The organism is Neolewinella aquimaris, assembly GCF_014197245.1.
Classification (GTDB): Bacteria; Bacteroidota; Bacteroidia; order Chitinophagales; family Saprospiraceae; genus Neolewinella; species Neolewinella aquimaris.
In genome coordinates this window covers 232709-248460 of the sequence record NZ_JACIFF010000008.1, presented here as the reverse complement: position 1 = coordinate 248460, position 15752 = coordinate 232709, and the positions used below count along the sequence as shown (strand labels likewise).

Below are 15752 nucleotides of genomic sequence, written 5' to 3'. Positions count from 1 at the left end.
TAGCCAGCGGCCGGTTAGTGTGAGTGTCCCCTTAGCGGCGAACGAAAGGCTTGGTCATCTGGCTGTCTCCCTCAATGACGCGTACCTGGTACATGCCGGTGGGTAGGTCGCTTACCCGCAGCTCGGTGCTGGTCAGGTTGGCTACTTTATCAATTTGCTGCTGCTGTACGCGGCGGCCGTGCATGTCGTAGACGATCACGTCGACCCGTCCGGTGTAGCTGCTGGTGAGCTGCAGGTTCAGGTGGTCGACGGCCGGGTTGGGGAATACGTCCAGCTGGGCTACCTCAACGATCTCCGTCTGGGTTTCTTCCACTTCGGTGGTGGTGGTACTCGTATTGTTGGTCGCAAACATGAAGGTCGAGGCGGACTTCGAGCAGGGTTCGGCGACCGGGCCGTTGCCGGTGGGCAGGTCGGAAGCGGTGGCAAGGAAGAGCTTGTCGATCTTGGTGCCCGGTTCGCGGTTGGCGATGGTTACGGTGTGGTGGCCGGCGGAGAGTTCGAAGGAGAGGTCGGTACCGTCGTGGTTTACCTTACGCCATTCGAAGCCTTTGGTGAGCAGCTGGGCGCCGCCGATTTCTTCCCAGAACTTGATCCAGGATCCGTTGTCGACCTTCACCCAGATGCTGTTGCGGGAGGGGTCGGGTGCGTCGAGGCGCAGGAAGAGGTGGTGGGTGCCGGATACGGCGGCGTTCACGTCGAAGGTGATTTCCTGAGCGGGGTTGGTCGATGTCGGTTCGCTGATGTTGCGGTCACCGGAGAAGACGACGTAGGAAGTTCCGGATGCGTCGCTGGAAGTTTTCTTCATCCAACCGCTGTCGAGGCTGGCACATTCGGCTTCCAGGGCCAGGGCGGTCTGGGTAATGCCGCAGTTGTTGGCATCGTGTCCGTTGCCCAGGGGCCGGTCGTCGGTGGTGGTGAGGAACAGCTTGTCGAGCTGGGTACCGTCTTCGCGGTAGGAGAAGTCGATGGTGTTGGCTCCGTCGCGGAGGTCGACGCTTACGGGCATCTTGTTCCACTGGAATCCGGCGCCTTGCTGCATGCCGCTGTTCCACTTGTACCACTGTCCGTCGTTGACCCGTACCCAGTAGGAGTCGTCCAGGTTGGTGGGTGCGTTGGTGCGGGCGAACAGTTTGAAGCTGGCCGCTCCGGTGGTGGTGAGATTGAAGCGTACGTGGTTGTCAGAAACGTTACCGGGGGTGTCGTTCTTGCTGCGGCGGTTGGGGACCACAACGTACTCTCCGTTCGAGGCATCGCTGCTGGTTTCGGTAATCCACTTCTGTCCTACGATGGCGCACTCGGCTTCCAGCCAAAACGTGCCGTCGGTATCAACGGTAGGGGGCGTGGGCTCGGGAGTAGGCTCTGGCTCAGGAGTGGGCTCCGGCATGGGCTCCGGCATGGGGGCTTCGGCGGTCACGGCGACCCGGTCGCTGTGCTTCGCTCCCTGGTTGTCGGTGACGGTGAGGGTGATCTCGTAGGTGCCGGCGGGGAAGGTGACCCGGGGAAGGTCGCCGCTGGCCGTTCCGCCATTCCACTTCCAGTCGTAGTTGACGATGTAGCCGTCCGGGTCGAAAGAGGCGCTTCCGTCGAGGGTGACGGCGAGGGGCGCATCGCCGTAGGGCATGCTCACGAAGGCACGGGCAATGGGCGCTTCGTTAGCGACACAGTTGCTGGCGGCACCACCGAATCCGGAGGGCTGCTCGCTGGTGGCGGTGAGGAAAAGCTTATCCAGGCGGGTATCGCTTTCGCGGTAGGCGATGTCGATGGTGTTGTTGCCTGCCCGCAGGGAGACCTGCTGCCGCATGCGGTTCCACTGGAACCCGCGGCCGACCTGGATTCCGTTGTTCCAGGTGTACCAGTTTCCTCCGTTGACCCTTACGTAGTAGGAATCGGTGAAGTAATCGCGGGAGTCGATGCGGGCAAACAGGTTGAAGTTGCCTTCCTTGGCCTCCCGTACGGTGAAGCTCAGGTAGTTGGCGGGTGAATCCGCGGGAACGGCACCGGTGGAAGTGAGCCGGGGGGACACGTACGCTCCGCCGGCGGCACTGCTGCTGTTCATGATGGTCCAGTTGCTACCGACTACGGCACACTCGGCTTCCAGGTAGTAGGTGGCGTAAATGGGGGCGGGGGCAACGTCGATGTTGATCCGATCGGTGCTCTTGGCGCCGGTGTTATCCATGACGGTCAGGACTACCTCGTACTTACCCTCGGCGAAGGTTACGGAAGGGTAGGCGCCGGTAGCGGAGCCGCCGTCCCACTTCCAGAGGTAGGTTTCGACGCGGCCGTCCGGATCGGAGGAAGTGCTTCCGTCGAAATTGACGGTCAGCAGAGCTTCCCCGCTGGTTTGATCGGCTACGATACGGCCAACGGGCAGCTGGTTCTTGCTGGAGCGCAGCAGGCAGTTTTCGATTTCCCGTACTTCGACGACGGCGCGGCGTGGGCAGCCGGCCAGTTCGGCTTCGTCGGTACTAAGGATGTAGAGACCGGGGGTGGTAACCTCCGGGCGTTGCTCGTGGGAAACGAATCCGTTGGGACCGGTCCAGTAGTACGCGTCGTTATGGACATCGCCCTCCAGGCGTACGGTGTCGCGCACACAGTCCAGGATTTTTCCCAGCCGGTCGGTGTTGGCGCGGACGCCGCAGTCGGGGCTGTTGTCGTCTACCATAAGGTAGAAGGTGGTGGCGGCTTTGGTACCACCGGCGTTGGTGGCCGTGACCTTTACCTGGTAGAGCCCGCCCATTGCTGCGGTGGGCGCTTCGATGATGAAGGTACCCGTGCGCCCGTCGAAGTTCATCCAGTTGGGGAGCGGCTTACCGTCGGATAGGGTAGCGAAGTAGGTAAGTTGCTCGCCGCGGAACGACCCGTTGACCACGAGGGCGTGGGGGGTGTTGGTGAGCACGGTCTGGGGGGGTATGGGAACCGCCGCCGGCCCCTCTACGGAGTTCGCCACGAGTGGGGCGGTAAAGAGGCCAGCAATGAGGAGGAAGAGGGTGAAAGCTTTCGGTAGGCGCATGGGTGTGACCCCTACGCATGCGATCGTATTAATAAATACCATCCTTGATAATTAACAATGTGAGAGAGAGAGACGCAAAACACAAATACAATACCGTGGTGAGACACGGTAAATCGTCACGAATAATCGTACGATTGATTTGTTAACGGGAAAGCAATAGCGGTATTGGAAAAAGCTAATTATTTTAACACTTAATCAGCGAACATCTGGCCAACCGCCTGAATATGTTGCCAAAATCCCCGAAATTCACTACCCGAGAAGAGGCTTATTGTAAGTGCATACGTCCGGGAAATTAGCCGGATGGGGCGATCGCCCACGTTAAATCGCGACCCCGACGGACCGATCGTTGGTCAATCTGGTACACACCTAGGGAAGATAATTAGAGCAAATGGGCGGGGACGCAGGTGCGGTGCCTCACCACAACAGCGAAGAAATTGGGTTATTTACCCAAATATCATCGCCGAATGCCAAAGTATTTCCTCCTTCTCCTGTTTCTCCAGGTTTTTTCCGCCTGCTCCGCAGACGAAGCGCCCGCCGAGGCGCAGGTAGAAGAAACAAAAGTGATCGATCCCTTACCGACCGCCACCGACAACACCGGTGAACTCCAGGGCAACTGGCGCAGTACCGACGACCGCATGAGCGTACTGCGCTTTGAGGGGAATAGCATGATCAGGAGCTACGACGGCAGCGACGAAGAGACCGGCGAAAACTTCATTCTCGGGCCGCAGTGCCCCGGTAGCCCCACTGCCGCCACCGACGACGCCACCGGGCGCTACCTCAGCATCCCCGATGCCGAGCGGTGCTACATTATCACGAAGCTCACCGCTACGGAGCTGGAACTCTCGGAGGTGGGAGGGGGAGATACGCTGCGCTACGTGAGGGAATAAAATTAAGGTAGGGGTGAGCCGGTCCGGTGGGTGGTGGATTAATAGGACAGCTCAACGCGGATTGGGAAGGGTGGAAAGGTTGAGCCCTTCTAGGGCGACCCTGTTTGACGGGCAGGGTACGTGCGTAGCGCTTTTATGTGGGGAGATTGCTTTTGGTGGCCGATGATGACCGCGGCAGGATGCCACGAACCGACCGCGGCAGGATGCCACGAACCGGGTGGTTCCCGGCATCTTGCCGGGGCGCTGTGGGTGTTGCTAGATAGTCGGGTTTGTAGCGTTTTGTATGGTGAGGGAATTGCTTTTGCTGGTCGATGATGACCGCGGCAAGATGCCACGAACCACAAGGCCGCGGCAAGATGCCACGAACCGACCGCGGCTAGAAGCCACGAACCAGTAGCCGCGGCAGGATGCCACGAACCGGCCGCGGCAGGATGCCACGAACCACCACGAACCACGATTTTACCAATCCTTACCTTACGTGTTCAAAAGTGACCCGACGTGCGTGATTTATTTGTTCTGCTGATTTTCTTGTCTTTCGGCCGGGGGGTGGCGTGCCAGTCGGTGTACAACGTGCGTGAGACCCTTTACTTACCGGAGCGGGCCGCCGCGGGCGTCATTTACACTAAACTGCCACTGGATGTGGAGGGGCAATCGGTAAGTCAGCTTCGCTTTTCGGAGCAACCGGCGGGTGGACAGGAGAACGCATACCGATGGGAGGTGGACCCCATCCGTCCCCGGGATAGCCTGCATTTGAGCTACCGGGTGCGGGTAACTTCTACTCCCGCCTGGGATCCGGATAATAGCGCAATGACCGATGGTGCGATCAACTGGCCGCCACTTGAGGAAGGTACGGTCGCACTTCAGTATGCCTTACCGCCGCTCGTGCGGGAAGACATCGACAAGACGGAATTCGGCACGCTGGAACCGGGGGATACCACCGTCGAAGCAGTAAACCGACTGATCCGCCGCCTGGGCCGGCGGGTCAAAACCGTGCGCAATCCCGAAGCATTCGATTACGACCGTCCACTGCTGGAGGATGTGTACCGCCGCAGTACGACCGCACGCCGCAAACATCTCCTGCTTTCCCTGGCCCTCCAGTACCTCGATTTGCCACACCGTGTGGTGGCCGGGAAGGTGCTCAGCTACGGCGAGGTGCGGGAGAATGAACTCTGGGTAGAAATCCCGGTCGGCGGACGGTGGTTTCGCGTCTACTACGGGGACGGGGTAGATCGCAGTGAGTGGGGTCCGCCCCTGGAGGCCGATCAGTTTCTGGCCTGTTCCTTTGACTGGCGCGACTACACCCTGGAAGTGGTGAGTGCTCCGGGCGAACCGTTTATCGAGACGACATTATGGGGAGAATATTCGAATGTCGTGCTGGATTTTTGGACGGCTAAGGATGAAGCTTTGGGGCGTAAGCAGTACGCACGGGCGGTCACTTACCTTGATTCCATACTCCAGTATTCACCGCAGAGCGTAGTCACTATAGCTGAGATCGGGCTGGTGTACACCCAAGCGGGGCGGCCGGAGGAGGGGCTTCCGTATTTGCAGCGGGCGTTCCAACTATCTAGTACCTCCGAAGATCGCAGCACGGCGATGCTGCAAATGGCGAAATACTTTTCCCTCCAGGACCAAACAGAAGAGGCCCTGAAGGCGCTCGCTCAGGCTTACCGGCCTTCACCGATCGACCTGTCAGTCATCTTTAGTGACGTGCGCTTTCAGAACCTCGCCCGGCTCGACCGACTCGAGCAGCGGCTGACTGCTTATTTACAGTCAGCGGGTGATTAGCCTTAGTTCAGTAGGTCGACCTTACCCGTATCCAGATTGTAGAAAGCGGGCACGATTTGAACCTTGCCCCCTTCAACGGCCTGGCGGATGATGCTGCTGCGGTCCTGGAGGTCCTTCGCGGTGAGCTTTGCGTTCTTCTTGACGACATCGTTGACGGAAGCGTCGTCGGAGGCGGAATTGATGGCCGGCTGGATGTGGGCTACCAGGTGGTTGAGGTTATAGCCGTTGTCGCCTCCCTTCATGGCGGCGGTGACGGCACCGCAGCTTTCGTGGCCGAGTACGACGATAACGGGTGAGCCGATGTGGGCCACGGCGTACTCGATGCTGGCGATGGAGGAGGTATTGGCGATGTTGCCGGCTACGCGCACGACGAATATTTCGCCGAGACCGGTATCGAAGGCCAGTTCGGGTACGACCCGGCTGTCGGCACAGCTCAGCACGATGGCGTAGGGCTCCTGTCCGGAGGTCAGCTCACCGCGGCGCGATGAATTTTGGAGTTTGCCGTCGAGTTTGTCGGATACGAAACGTTCGTTGCCCGCCTGGAGGCGGCTGAGTACCTGGTCGGAGGTCATCATAAGGTAAGTCTTTTGGTTAATGATTGTACGCCTTCTCAAATTGATGGAAGGAGGAAATGTTTATGACCGGACCCACTCAGCTCTTCTGAATTACACAGCACCCGCGCGCCGCCGCCCAAAGTGTGTGTAGGTACATCTATTTTGGCGGGCGTGTTGTTCTTCAGGAAACCCGCTGAAATGGCATCCAGTGAATACCGAATTCCCGCGCAGACCCGTATCGGTCATGTACACCTGAAAGTGGCCGACCTGGAGCGTGCCCTGGCGTTTTACTGTGGGCTGCTGGGTTTTGAGGAAATAACGCGGTACGGCACCCAGGCGGCCTTTATCTCCGCCGGCGGATACCACCACCACATCGGGCTTAACACTTGGCACAGTCTGGGCGCTCCGCCGGCACCGGTACGGGGAGTGGGACTGTACCATACGGCCATTTTGTACCCCGAGCGCAGTGATCTGGCAGTGGCCTACCGCAGACTACTCGCCGCGAAATACCCCCTAACGGGCGCGGCCGACCACGGCGTGAGCGAGGCGATCTACCTCAACGACCCGGACGGGAACGGGGTGGAGTTGTACTGGGACCGGCCGCAGGAAGCATGGCCGCGAACGGAAAGCGGGGAGATCGAAATGTACACGCGGCCGCTGGACCTGTCTGCCTATTCCGGGGCGTAGACGCGCACGTAGTCCACGAGATACTCCTGGGGAAAGACGGAGTCGTCTACTTCGGGGCCGCCAAAATTGCCGCCGATGGCGACGTTGAGCAGGATAAAGAAGGGCTGGTCGAAGGGCCAGACTTCTTCGGTGCGCTCCGCGGGGTCGAAGGTGTGGACCAGCTGGTCGTCAACGTGGAAGGTCATCCAGTCGGCGGTCCACTCGACGGCGAAAACGTGGTAGCCTTCCTCGATATTCGGAATGGGGAAGGTACGGGTAGTGGCGTTGCCCCCGTGGTTGGCGGCGGTGTGGAGAGTGGTGAAGATCTCGCCCGGGGCGCGGCCGACGTACTCTAGGATATCGATCTCCCCGGCCAGCGGCCAGCCGACCTCGTCGATGTTCTGGCCGAGCATCCAGAAGGCGGGCCAGAGTCCCTCGCCGACGGGGAGGTTCGCGCGGGCTTCGATACGACCGTACTTAAAGGCATGCTTGTCTTTGGTGCTCAGGCGGGTGGAGGTATAGGTATCGCCTTCCTTGCGGACCGTGATGATGAGGTTTCCGTCCTCCAATCGGTGATTGTCGGCCGTGTAGATCTGTCGTTCGTTGTTGCCCCAGCCGCAGAGGTTCGGGCAGCCGTCGCCAAGCAGGATGTTCCAGTTGGTGGTGTCGAGCTGGTTGCCGTTGAATTCATCGGACCAGAGGAGTTGGCGTTGCGAATTTTGCTCCGCGACGGACTGACCGGGTGTAGCGGTGGTCGAACAACCGGTGAAGAAAAGGGCAGAGACAATAGTTAACGGGAAGATCTGGTACATGGCGAAGCGAAGGCGATTGATCGCAACAAGATCAGAAAATATACGCTGATGGCGTGGACGAACAATCGTCCCCCCGGTTGCCATTGAGAACATACAAGCCGCCCGTTTATGCCCCCGCCCCTATTCACGTCTACTTACTACACCCTTCACGCCAACCGGATCGAACAGGGGGAAACCTACGCCGAGGCCCTTTCGGCCGCCCACCTGCGCTCCAACTACGGGGAGACGATCCGGGAAGACCGTGATCCCGCCACCGAATGGAAACTGGCCGAGGACGTGCCCCCGGGCCCCATGTACACCTCCGACCATCCACTAGTGGATGCCCTCTTCAATCTTGCCCGTCAGGAAGCCCACCGAAATGTGGAACCCGACGGTACCCTGCGCACCGGCGCAAAGTGGTCGGGCGTCTGGACCCGCGACGTTAGTTACAGCGCGTTGCTGGCCATGGCGATACACGATCCGGCGGCGGTGATGGCCAGCCTTCGGTCTAAAGTGAGGCGGGGGCGGATCGTACAGGATACCGGTACCGGCGGGGCCTGGCCCGTGTCTTCCGATCGCACCACCTGGGTGCTGGCTGCCTGGGAGGTATACCGGGTCACGGGCGACCGCGACTGGCTGGAGGAAGTGTTTCCGACCGTGAGGGATACGCTGACGGACGACGCCAAGACGCTGCCGGACCCCCGAACCGGCCTGTACCGGGGCGAATCTTCCTTTCTCGACTGGCGCGAACAGACTTATCCGCGCTGGATGGACAGTGCCGACATTTACGAATCCCTCTGCCTCGGTACCAATGCGGTGCACTACCGGGCCCACGATATTCTGGTGCGCATGGGGCAGGAGCTAGGACGATCGACCGGGGATACCGCGGAGGTCGCCGCCACGATCAAGCAAGCCATGAACGATCGTCTCTGGCTCCTGGATAAGGGGTACTACGGGCAATTTCTCTACGGACGCGATGAGCTGCTCGTATCTCCCCGCTTCGAAGCCCTGGGGGAAGCCCTTTGCGTTCTCTTCGGCATTGCGGACAGTGAACAGGCTGCGTCGATCATGGAGCGGTCGCCCCACACCCCCTTCGGCGTGAGTTGCATATATCCCCAGATTCCGGATATGCCCCCTTACCACAACAATGCCATCTGGCCCTTCGTGCAGGCATACTGGAACTGGGCCGCGGCGCGTACCGGCAACGGCGCCGCCCTGGAACACGGGCTGGGCGCCCTGTACCGCACCGCCGCCCTCGCCCTGAGCAATTACGAAAACCTGGTGTGCGAGAATGGCGGCATCGTCGGTACTGAGGTAAATTCCCACCGCATGCTCTGGAGTATCGCCGGAAACCTGGCCATGGCTTACCGGGTGTTTTTGGGTATGGAATTTCGGGCCGATGGACTGTACTTCCATCCCACCGTGCCGCGGTCCTTTGCCGGTAAGCGTACCCTCAGCGGATTTCGGTACCGTGGTGCTACCCTGGACATCACGGTACATGGCCACGGCCGCCGGATACGTACGGTGACCATCGACGGTGACCCGGCGGAGATGGCCTTTATCGGGGGAGGCGCAACGGGCCACCACGTCATCGACATTCAACTCGACAATCACGACCTGCCCTACCGCACGATTACGGAGGTACGGAATCAGTCCTCCCTGCCCACCCTCTGGGCCGGCCGGGTGGGGGATGTCCTGCAGTGGACCCGGGTGCTCGGTGCCAGCCACTATCACGTATACCGCAATGGAGAATTGCTGGCCGACACCACCGACAATCGTTTCCGGGTTACCCTGGGAACCTTCGCTTCCTACCAGGTGGCGGCCGTCGATGAGTTCGGCCACGAGGCCTTTGCCAGCGAGCCGGTTGCGATCACGCCGGTCGTCCACGTGTACCAGGCGGAGGCTTACGCACCTGCCTCCGGATTCCCGTCCGAAAATTATACCGGTAAGGGCTTCATCCGGCTAAGCCTCCACGAGAATCGGGAGATCGACTTTTCGATCGAAGTGCCGGCGGCGGGGACGTACCTCCTGGATGTTCGCTTTGCCAACGGGAGCGGACCGATTAACACCGACAATAAATGCGCGATCCGGAGCCTGACGGTCAACGGCAACTATGCCGGTGCGGTAGTCTTTCCCCAGCGTGGTGCCGGAGACTGGTCGAACTGGGGGCACACCAATGCGCACCGGGTTACGCTGAGGGAAGGTCCTAACACCGTGCGGCTGTACTTCGCCGACTGGAACCACAACATGGACGGCGAGGTCAACGTGGCCCTGCTCGATTACCTGCGGCTGACGAAAGCGTGAGTATGCCACCCACCGGTCATCGCTGATCTACAGCGTTGATGAAACGGATAACTCCTTCGAAGTAAGTTTCCTGATCGTCGTACATGGCCATGTGGCTGCCTTCGGGGCAGTAGAGGTATTCCCCGTTAGGGAACTCGCCGGCCATCCATTCCATATACTCCGGGTCCATGGTGTCGTGCTCGCCGCCGATGACGAGGGTGGGGACGGTGATCTTGCTCAGGTCGCCGCTGCGGTCCCAGTCTTCCAGAATGGCCCCCTTCATGATACCGAACTCGCTGGGGCCCTGCATGGCGAGGTAGATGTCGTAGTTGATGCCGCCGAGGCCCCGTAGTACCGGTTCCGGCCATTCTTCCGGGGGCATGCGCAGAACGTGCTCGGTGTAGTAGTTGTTGGTGACGAGCTCTTCGTAGCGGGGATTTTTATAGTCCTCCGCGGCTTCCAGGGCTTTGATTTCTTTAAGGACTTCCGGGTCCATTTTCGGGCCAAGGACTTCCTGGGCGTAGGTGTTGTACTCGGGTACCGAAGCCATCATATTCGAGATGATGAGTCCCTTCAGGTTTTCCTGGTGGGCGAGGGCATATTCCATAGCCAGGATGCCGCCCCAGGAGTGACCAAGCAAGTAAAAATTGTTCTGGTCAAGTCCGAGGGCGGTGCGTACCTGTTCTACCTCGCTGACGAAACGATCGGTGGTCCACAGGCTGCGGTCATTGGGGTGGTCGCTGTTGCCGCTTTCCAGTTGATCGTAATAGTAGTATTCGATGCCCTCTCCCGGGAAGTAGCTGTCGGCAGCCTCGAAGTACGCGTGGGTTGCGCCGGGACCGCCGTGTAGCAGCAGTACTTTTTTGCGGGGATTATTGCCGACCCGTTTGGTCCAAACCCGAAATTCCCCGACCGGCGTGGTGATGGGAATCATCCTTGCCCCGCCGGAGAGTATGTCGTCGCGGCCCTCGGTAGAGTAATAGCTTTCAGTCTGCGGGACGGGATCCGATTGCGCATCTCCGGCTGGGGTACAGGCAGCAATACAGAGGACGGATATAGCACTGAAGAGTCGAAGCATGGATAGAGAATTTGTACGTAAAGTACGAATCGGGGCACGGTGGACAAAGGTGGTGATGATGACCGCGGCGGTATCGGTTCGTGGCGTCTCGCCGCGGCATACTCTCAACCCGTAGTGACCGCGGCGGTATCGGTTCGTGGCGCCTCGCCGCGGATTATTCTCAAGCCGTAGTGACCGCGGCGGGACGCCACGAACCGCTATGCCGCGGTAGACTCTTGACCCATAGTGACCGCGGCGAGACGCCACGAACCGTGGGACGCCACGAACCGTTCGGCAAAGTCCTAAACCTCTATATTTAAGGCACTCCCTCACCCCTTCACTCACCCCTTCACTCACTCACTCCCTCACTCCTTCACTCCCTCACCCCCTTCTCCCCCATGGCCTCCGTATCCACCTACCTCAACTTCTCCGACCAGACCGAAGAAGCCTTTACCTTCTACCGCTCCGTCTTCGGCGGTGAGTTTCAGGGCGGGATTTCCCGTTTCGGCGATGCTCCACCGCAGGAGGGGATGCCCTCGCTGGCGGAGGAAGACATGCAGCTGGTGATGAACGTACAGCTCCCCATTATGGGCGGGCACCTACTCATGGGAAGCGACTCACCGCCGAGTATGGGCATGCCGGTGAAGGTGGGCAACAATTACCACATCACCCTTTCCCCCGACTCGCGGGAGGAAGTGGACCGCCTCTTCCACGCGCTCTCCGATGGGGGCAAGGTCACGATGGAACTGCAGGATACCTTCTGGGGAGCTTACTTCGCGATGTGTACGGATAAGTACGGCGTGCAGTGGATGTTCAACCACGATAGCTAGTACGATGCTGCCCCGTACGATGCTGCCCCGTACGATGCTGCCTCCGGCAGCGATGTACGATGCGGTCTCCGACCGCGGAAGTACGATGCGGTCTCTGACCGCGAAAGCAAAAAGCCGCCTCCGGCAGCGCTAATAATTTATTTCACCACGGATAGACTTCGTCTCCCACGGATTGGCACACGGATTTTGTGCCCCCGTACTGCCATTAAGTAGTCTCGCTCCTCGCCTATAATTCGGGTATCCAGTGGTCATTAATGGTGGTGGCCAAATTGCTTTGCACCCGCGCCCCGCCGCCCTATATTGCGACGCAACCGTTTAACCACCCACTATGCCACTTGCCATACACAACTGGATGCGCGCCGAGACGCTCGAAGCCACCCTCGCCCGCATCGCCCCGCTGGGCTACGAATACCTGGAAATACAGGGGACGCCCGCCGATTACGATACCGCGGAGGTGCGCCGTCTACTGAAAAAGTACCATGTCAACTGTTGGGGTTCCGTCACCCTGATGCTCGGCGAACGCAACCTGTTGGCGACGGACGAAGGCGAGCGCGCAAACTCCGTGCAGTACGTGAAGGACATCATCACGATGGTCAAGGAACTCGACGGCGAGATGGTTTCCGTGGTGCCCGGCACCGTAGGAAAAATTGTACCCGGTGCCCGCCCGGAAGAAGAGTGGGAGTGGGCCGTGGCCTCCATGCAGGAATGCTACGAATTCGCCCAGACCGCCGGCGTAAAGCTGGGCATTGAGCCGATCAACCGCTTCGAAACCTACTTCATCAACCGCGGCGACCAGGCCCTGGCCCTTGCCGAAGCTACCGGACCCGACTGCGGCGTGTGCCTCGACATTTTCCACATGAATATCGAGGAGGCCGATCCGCTGGCCACGATCCGGAAAGCGAAGGACCGCCTCGTCGGCTTCCACGTTGCCGAGAACAACCGCATGGCCCCCGGTATGGGCGCGATCGACTGGCCGGAACTGGTGGGTACGCTGAAGGAAGTCGGCTTTACGGGTCCCCTCTCCGTGGAATTCGCCGCTCCAGTCGACCGTACCCCCGCCAACCCTCACCCCGACAGCATCGACACCGATCCGCAGGGACTCACCGAGGAGGCCCGCAAATTCCTCGAAGACCACGGCAGCTCGGCCCTGACCGAGGAGTTCTACACCTTCCTGACGCGCAAATCCGCCGAAACCCTGCTGCCCCTGCTATGAAAATAAAACACATTAAAGCCTACTGGCTCCGCTGCCCCATCCCCGCCGGCCGGCAGTGGCGCTCCGACTACGGTCAGCTCACCCACTTCGACATGACGCTGGTAGAGGTCACCGACGAGGACGGCCACACCGGCTACGGAGAAGCGAAGGCCGCCGTCGGGGCCACCGGTGCCTGCGCCTCCATCGTCACCTGCATTGAGCAGGAACTGGCTCCCCAGCTCGTAGGCATGGAAGCCGGAAATATCACCGCCGTCTGGGAAGCGGTCTATAATGGCTCCCGCGATCACTACGCCCGCGATCGTGGCCGCGTATTCCCCATTCTGGGTAACCGGGGCACCACCATCTCCGCCCTCAGCGGCATCGACACAGCCCTCTGGGACCTGAAGGGCAAACGCCTCGGTGTGCCGGTCATCGAACTACTGGGGGGCAGCTGCCGCGAATCCATGCCCTGTTACGCCAGCGGGGGTTGGGCCGCGGTGGATAAGCTCGGCGACCAACTTAAAAGCTACGTCGACCACGGCTACGGCGGCATCAAAATGCGGGTCGGCGTGATGGACAATTCCGTCCGTGAAACCGTCGCCCGCGTGGAGGAGGCCCGCCGCGCCCTCGGCCAAGAGATCGACATCATGGTCGACGCCCACGGCACGTTCTCGGTTACCGAGGCCCGCCGCTTCGCCCGCATGACGGAAGATCTGGGCCTATACTGGTTCGAGGAGCCCGTCACCTCCGACAACAAGGCCGGCACTGCCGAGATCCGCCGCGGCACCACGACCCCCATCGCCGCCGGAGAGAGCGAGTTTACCCGCTTCGACTTCCGCGATCTGATCGAGCACAAGTCCGTCGACGTCCTCCAACCCGACTGCGCCATCGTGGGCGGCATCACCGAAGCCCGTCGCGTCGCGGCCCTCGCCGAAACCCACCAACTCGAACTGGCTCCCCACTGCTGGGGCTCCGCCTTCTCCTTCATGGCCGGCGTTCACCTGGCCTTTAGCAGCCCCTCGGCCGTGTACATCGAGCACTCCCTCGGCGGCAACCCCTTACTTTACGACCTCGTCAAGGAAGCCCCCCAAGTCGCCGACGGACGCATCCAGCAACCCACCCGCCCCGGCCTCGGCCTCGAGATCAACCCCGACTTCGTCCAAAAATTCAGGGTCTAGCTCACGGGTCAGTGCCTCCTCAATCCTTCCTCCCCTCACCTCCTCAATCCCTCACCCCTTCAACCCCTTCCCATGGGCAAAATAGCAGAAATCAACCACGTCACCCTCATCGTCGACCAGCTAGAGGAGGCCGCGCGTTTTTATGAAGAAGAGATGGGCCTGGAGCCGATTCCCGCCTTCGTTTTCGATTATCCGACGGCATTTTTTCGCATTACCGATACTACCCAGTTGCACCTGAGCGAATGGGAGGACAGTCGTAGCTTTCGCGGACATTTGTGCGTGCGGGTCGACGACTTCAGCGAGATGTACTGGCGCATGAAAGAGCAGGGGCGCATCGACATAGAGCCCTGGGGAAAGGTGAGGCGGCTGCCCGACGGTGCCATGCAGGCCTTCATTCGCGACCCGGCCGGTAACCTCATTGAGCTTACTTCCTTTCCGGGCGACGAGATCGATCCCAAGATCTTCGAGGAGGACAATTACGAGGAGGGCCTCTACGTCTCGGGGCGCAACGATTTCCGAGGCTACAAAGCCGAAAACGCCACCCTTTATCACCCGCCGAGCCAGGAGAAAGGATGAAGCCAGTCGTATACATTTTAGAATCCGTAGATGAACGCGCGCTGTCACGCCTTCCGACCGACCGGTTTACCATCGTGATGCCGGGGGAGGAGCCGGAAGATTTTGCCGCCGTCCGTGCCATTGTCGTGAGGGGCAAAGAGCAAGTCGACCGGGCGTTGATCGACCGCTGTCCGCACCTCTCCGTGATCGTCCGGAACGGGGTAGGGGTGAACAACATCGATGTGGACTACGCTACCGCACGCGGCATTCAGGTCCTCAACGTGCCGGGCGCCAATGCCGACACCGTGGCCGAGCACACCATCGGGCTCATGCTCATGCTGGTGCGCGGGATGTACCGCCTGGTCCGCGAAGTGAAGCAGGGCAACTGGAATTACCGTGATGCCTACGCCGGTCAGGAACTGCGCCAATTAAAACTGGGCATAATCGGCATGGGCGACATCGGACAAAAGGTGGGCGGGATCGCAGGTGCAATGGGTATGAAGATAAGCGGAGCAAGTCGGAATCAAATTCAGCGCGAACGGGTACTGGCGGATAGCGACGTAGTAAGCCTGCACGTCCCCCTCACCGATCAGACCCGTGACATGATCGACGCGGCCGCCCTGTCGCGGATGAAGCCGGGTGCTTTCCTCATCAATACGGCCCGTGGTGAGGTCGTGGATGCCCAGGCCCTACTGGAGGCCCTCGAATCCGGCCACCTCGGCGGCTACGGCAGCGATCTGATGGTCGCGGCGGACGATGACCTCCGCCAACGGCTACTCGATCACCCGAAGGTGCTGATCACCCCCCACGCGGCGAGTCTCACGGCGCTTACCTTCTTTGAGCTCTCGGACCGCGGGCTGCGGCACGTAGCGGACCATTTGGGCGGGGTGGAAGTTGAGGCGGTGTACCGGGTAAATGAGGTGTAAAAAACCAAGGTTGAGGCTTTCCAAGCCGACCCTGCACC

Annotated in this window: 13 protein-coding genes; 9 read left to right on the top strand and 4 right to left on the bottom strand. The window is 60.3% G+C overall.

The features are described 5' to 3' along the window. Positions 1–31: 31 nt before the first annotated feature. Entirely contained in the window at positions 32–3010 is a 2979-nt protein-coding gene (locus tag GGR28_RS15585; protein ID WP_183496750.1) for a PKD domain-containing protein, read from the bottom strand. Positions 3011–3474: 464 nt separating this feature from the next. Between GGR28_RS15585 and GGR28_RS15580 the strand changes: the two genes are divergently transcribed. Both GGR28_RS15580 and GGR28_RS15575 read left to right on the top strand, forming a co-directional pair. Next, complete coding sequence (locus tag GGR28_RS15580) at positions 3475–3897, top strand: hypothetical protein (protein WP_183496749.1); 423 nt, start codon at positions 3475–3477, stop codon at positions 3895–3897. A 498-nt stretch (positions 3898–4395) separates the two neighbouring features. Further along, the gene (locus tag GGR28_RS15575) at positions 4396–5682 is read left to right on the top strand and encodes a tetratricopeptide repeat protein (RefSeq protein ID WP_183496748.1); all 1287 of its coding nucleotides are present in this window, start codon (positions 4396–4398) and stop codon (positions 5680–5682) included. Between the two features lie 2 nt (positions 5683–5684). Here GGR28_RS15575 and GGR28_RS15570 read toward each other — a convergent pair whose 3' ends face one another. Continuing rightward, entirely contained in the window at positions 5685–6257 is a 573-nt protein-coding gene (locus GGR28_RS15570) for a carbonic anhydrase (RefSeq protein WP_246416759.1), read from the bottom strand. 177 nt (positions 6258–6434) lie between these two features. On the opposite strand from GGR28_RS15570, the gene GGR28_RS15565 reads away from it, so the two are divergent. After that, the gene (locus GGR28_RS15565; RefSeq protein WP_183496747.1) at positions 6435–6923 is read left to right on the top strand and encodes a VOC family protein; all 489 of its coding nucleotides are present in this window, start codon (positions 6435–6437) and stop codon (positions 6921–6923) included. On the opposite strand, the gene GGR28_RS15560 is transcribed toward GGR28_RS15565, so the two are convergent. Beyond that, positions 6908–7714, bottom strand: a complete 807-nt coding sequence (locus GGR28_RS15560; protein ID WP_183496746.1) for a glycoside hydrolase family 16 protein — start codon at positions 7712–7714, stop codon at positions 6908–6910. The two genes, GGR28_RS15565 and GGR28_RS15560, sit on opposite strands and share 16 nt — an antisense overlap. A 108-nt stretch (positions 7715–7822) precedes the next feature. Here GGR28_RS15560 and GGR28_RS15555 point away from each other — a divergent pair, with 108 nt between their 5' ends. Next, entirely contained in the window at positions 7823–9997 is a 2175-nt protein-coding gene (locus tag GGR28_RS15555) for an MGH1-like glycoside hydrolase domain-containing protein (protein WP_183496745.1), read from the top strand. Positions 9998–10013: 16 nt separating this feature from the next. On the opposite strand, the gene GGR28_RS15550 is transcribed toward GGR28_RS15555, so the two are convergent. Beyond that, positions 10014–11054, bottom strand: a complete 1041-nt coding sequence (locus GGR28_RS15550) for a proline iminopeptidase-family hydrolase (protein WP_183496744.1) — start codon at positions 11052–11054, stop codon at positions 10014–10016. A gap of 377 nt (positions 11055–11431) precedes the next feature. Here GGR28_RS15550 and GGR28_RS15545 point away from each other — a divergent pair, with 377 nt between their 5' ends. From GGR28_RS15545 to GGR28_RS15525, 5 genes are all read left to right on the top strand, one after another. Continuing rightward, the gene (locus GGR28_RS15545) at positions 11432–11863 is read left to right on the top strand and encodes a VOC family protein (protein WP_183496743.1); all 432 of its coding nucleotides are present in this window, start codon (positions 11432–11434) and stop codon (positions 11861–11863) included. A gap of 328 nt (positions 11864–12191) precedes the next feature. Then, complete coding sequence (locus tag GGR28_RS15540; protein WP_183496742.1) at positions 12192–13076, top strand: sugar phosphate isomerase/epimerase family protein; 885 nt, start codon at positions 12192–12194, stop codon at positions 13074–13076. Next, on the top strand, positions 13073–14233 hold the full coding sequence (locus tag GGR28_RS15535) for a mandelate racemase/muconate lactonizing enzyme family protein (protein ID WP_183496741.1): 1161 nt from the start codon (positions 13073–13075) through the stop codon (positions 14231–14233). Before GGR28_RS15540 ends, GGR28_RS15535 begins: the two co-directional genes overlap by 4 nt. A 72-nt stretch (positions 14234–14305) precedes the next feature. Continuing rightward, positions 14306–14809 carry a VOC family protein gene (locus GGR28_RS15530; protein ID WP_183496740.1) on the top strand — a complete coding sequence of 168 codons (504 nt, stop codon included), beginning with the start codon at positions 14306–14308 and terminating at the stop codon, positions 14807–14809. Further along, entirely contained in the window at positions 14806–15714 is a 909-nt protein-coding gene (locus tag GGR28_RS15525) for a 2-hydroxyacid dehydrogenase (RefSeq protein WP_183496739.1), read from the top strand. The genes GGR28_RS15530 and GGR28_RS15525 overlap by 4 nt, the downstream gene beginning before the upstream one ends. The last annotated feature ends 38 nt before the right edge of the window (positions 15715–15752 follow it).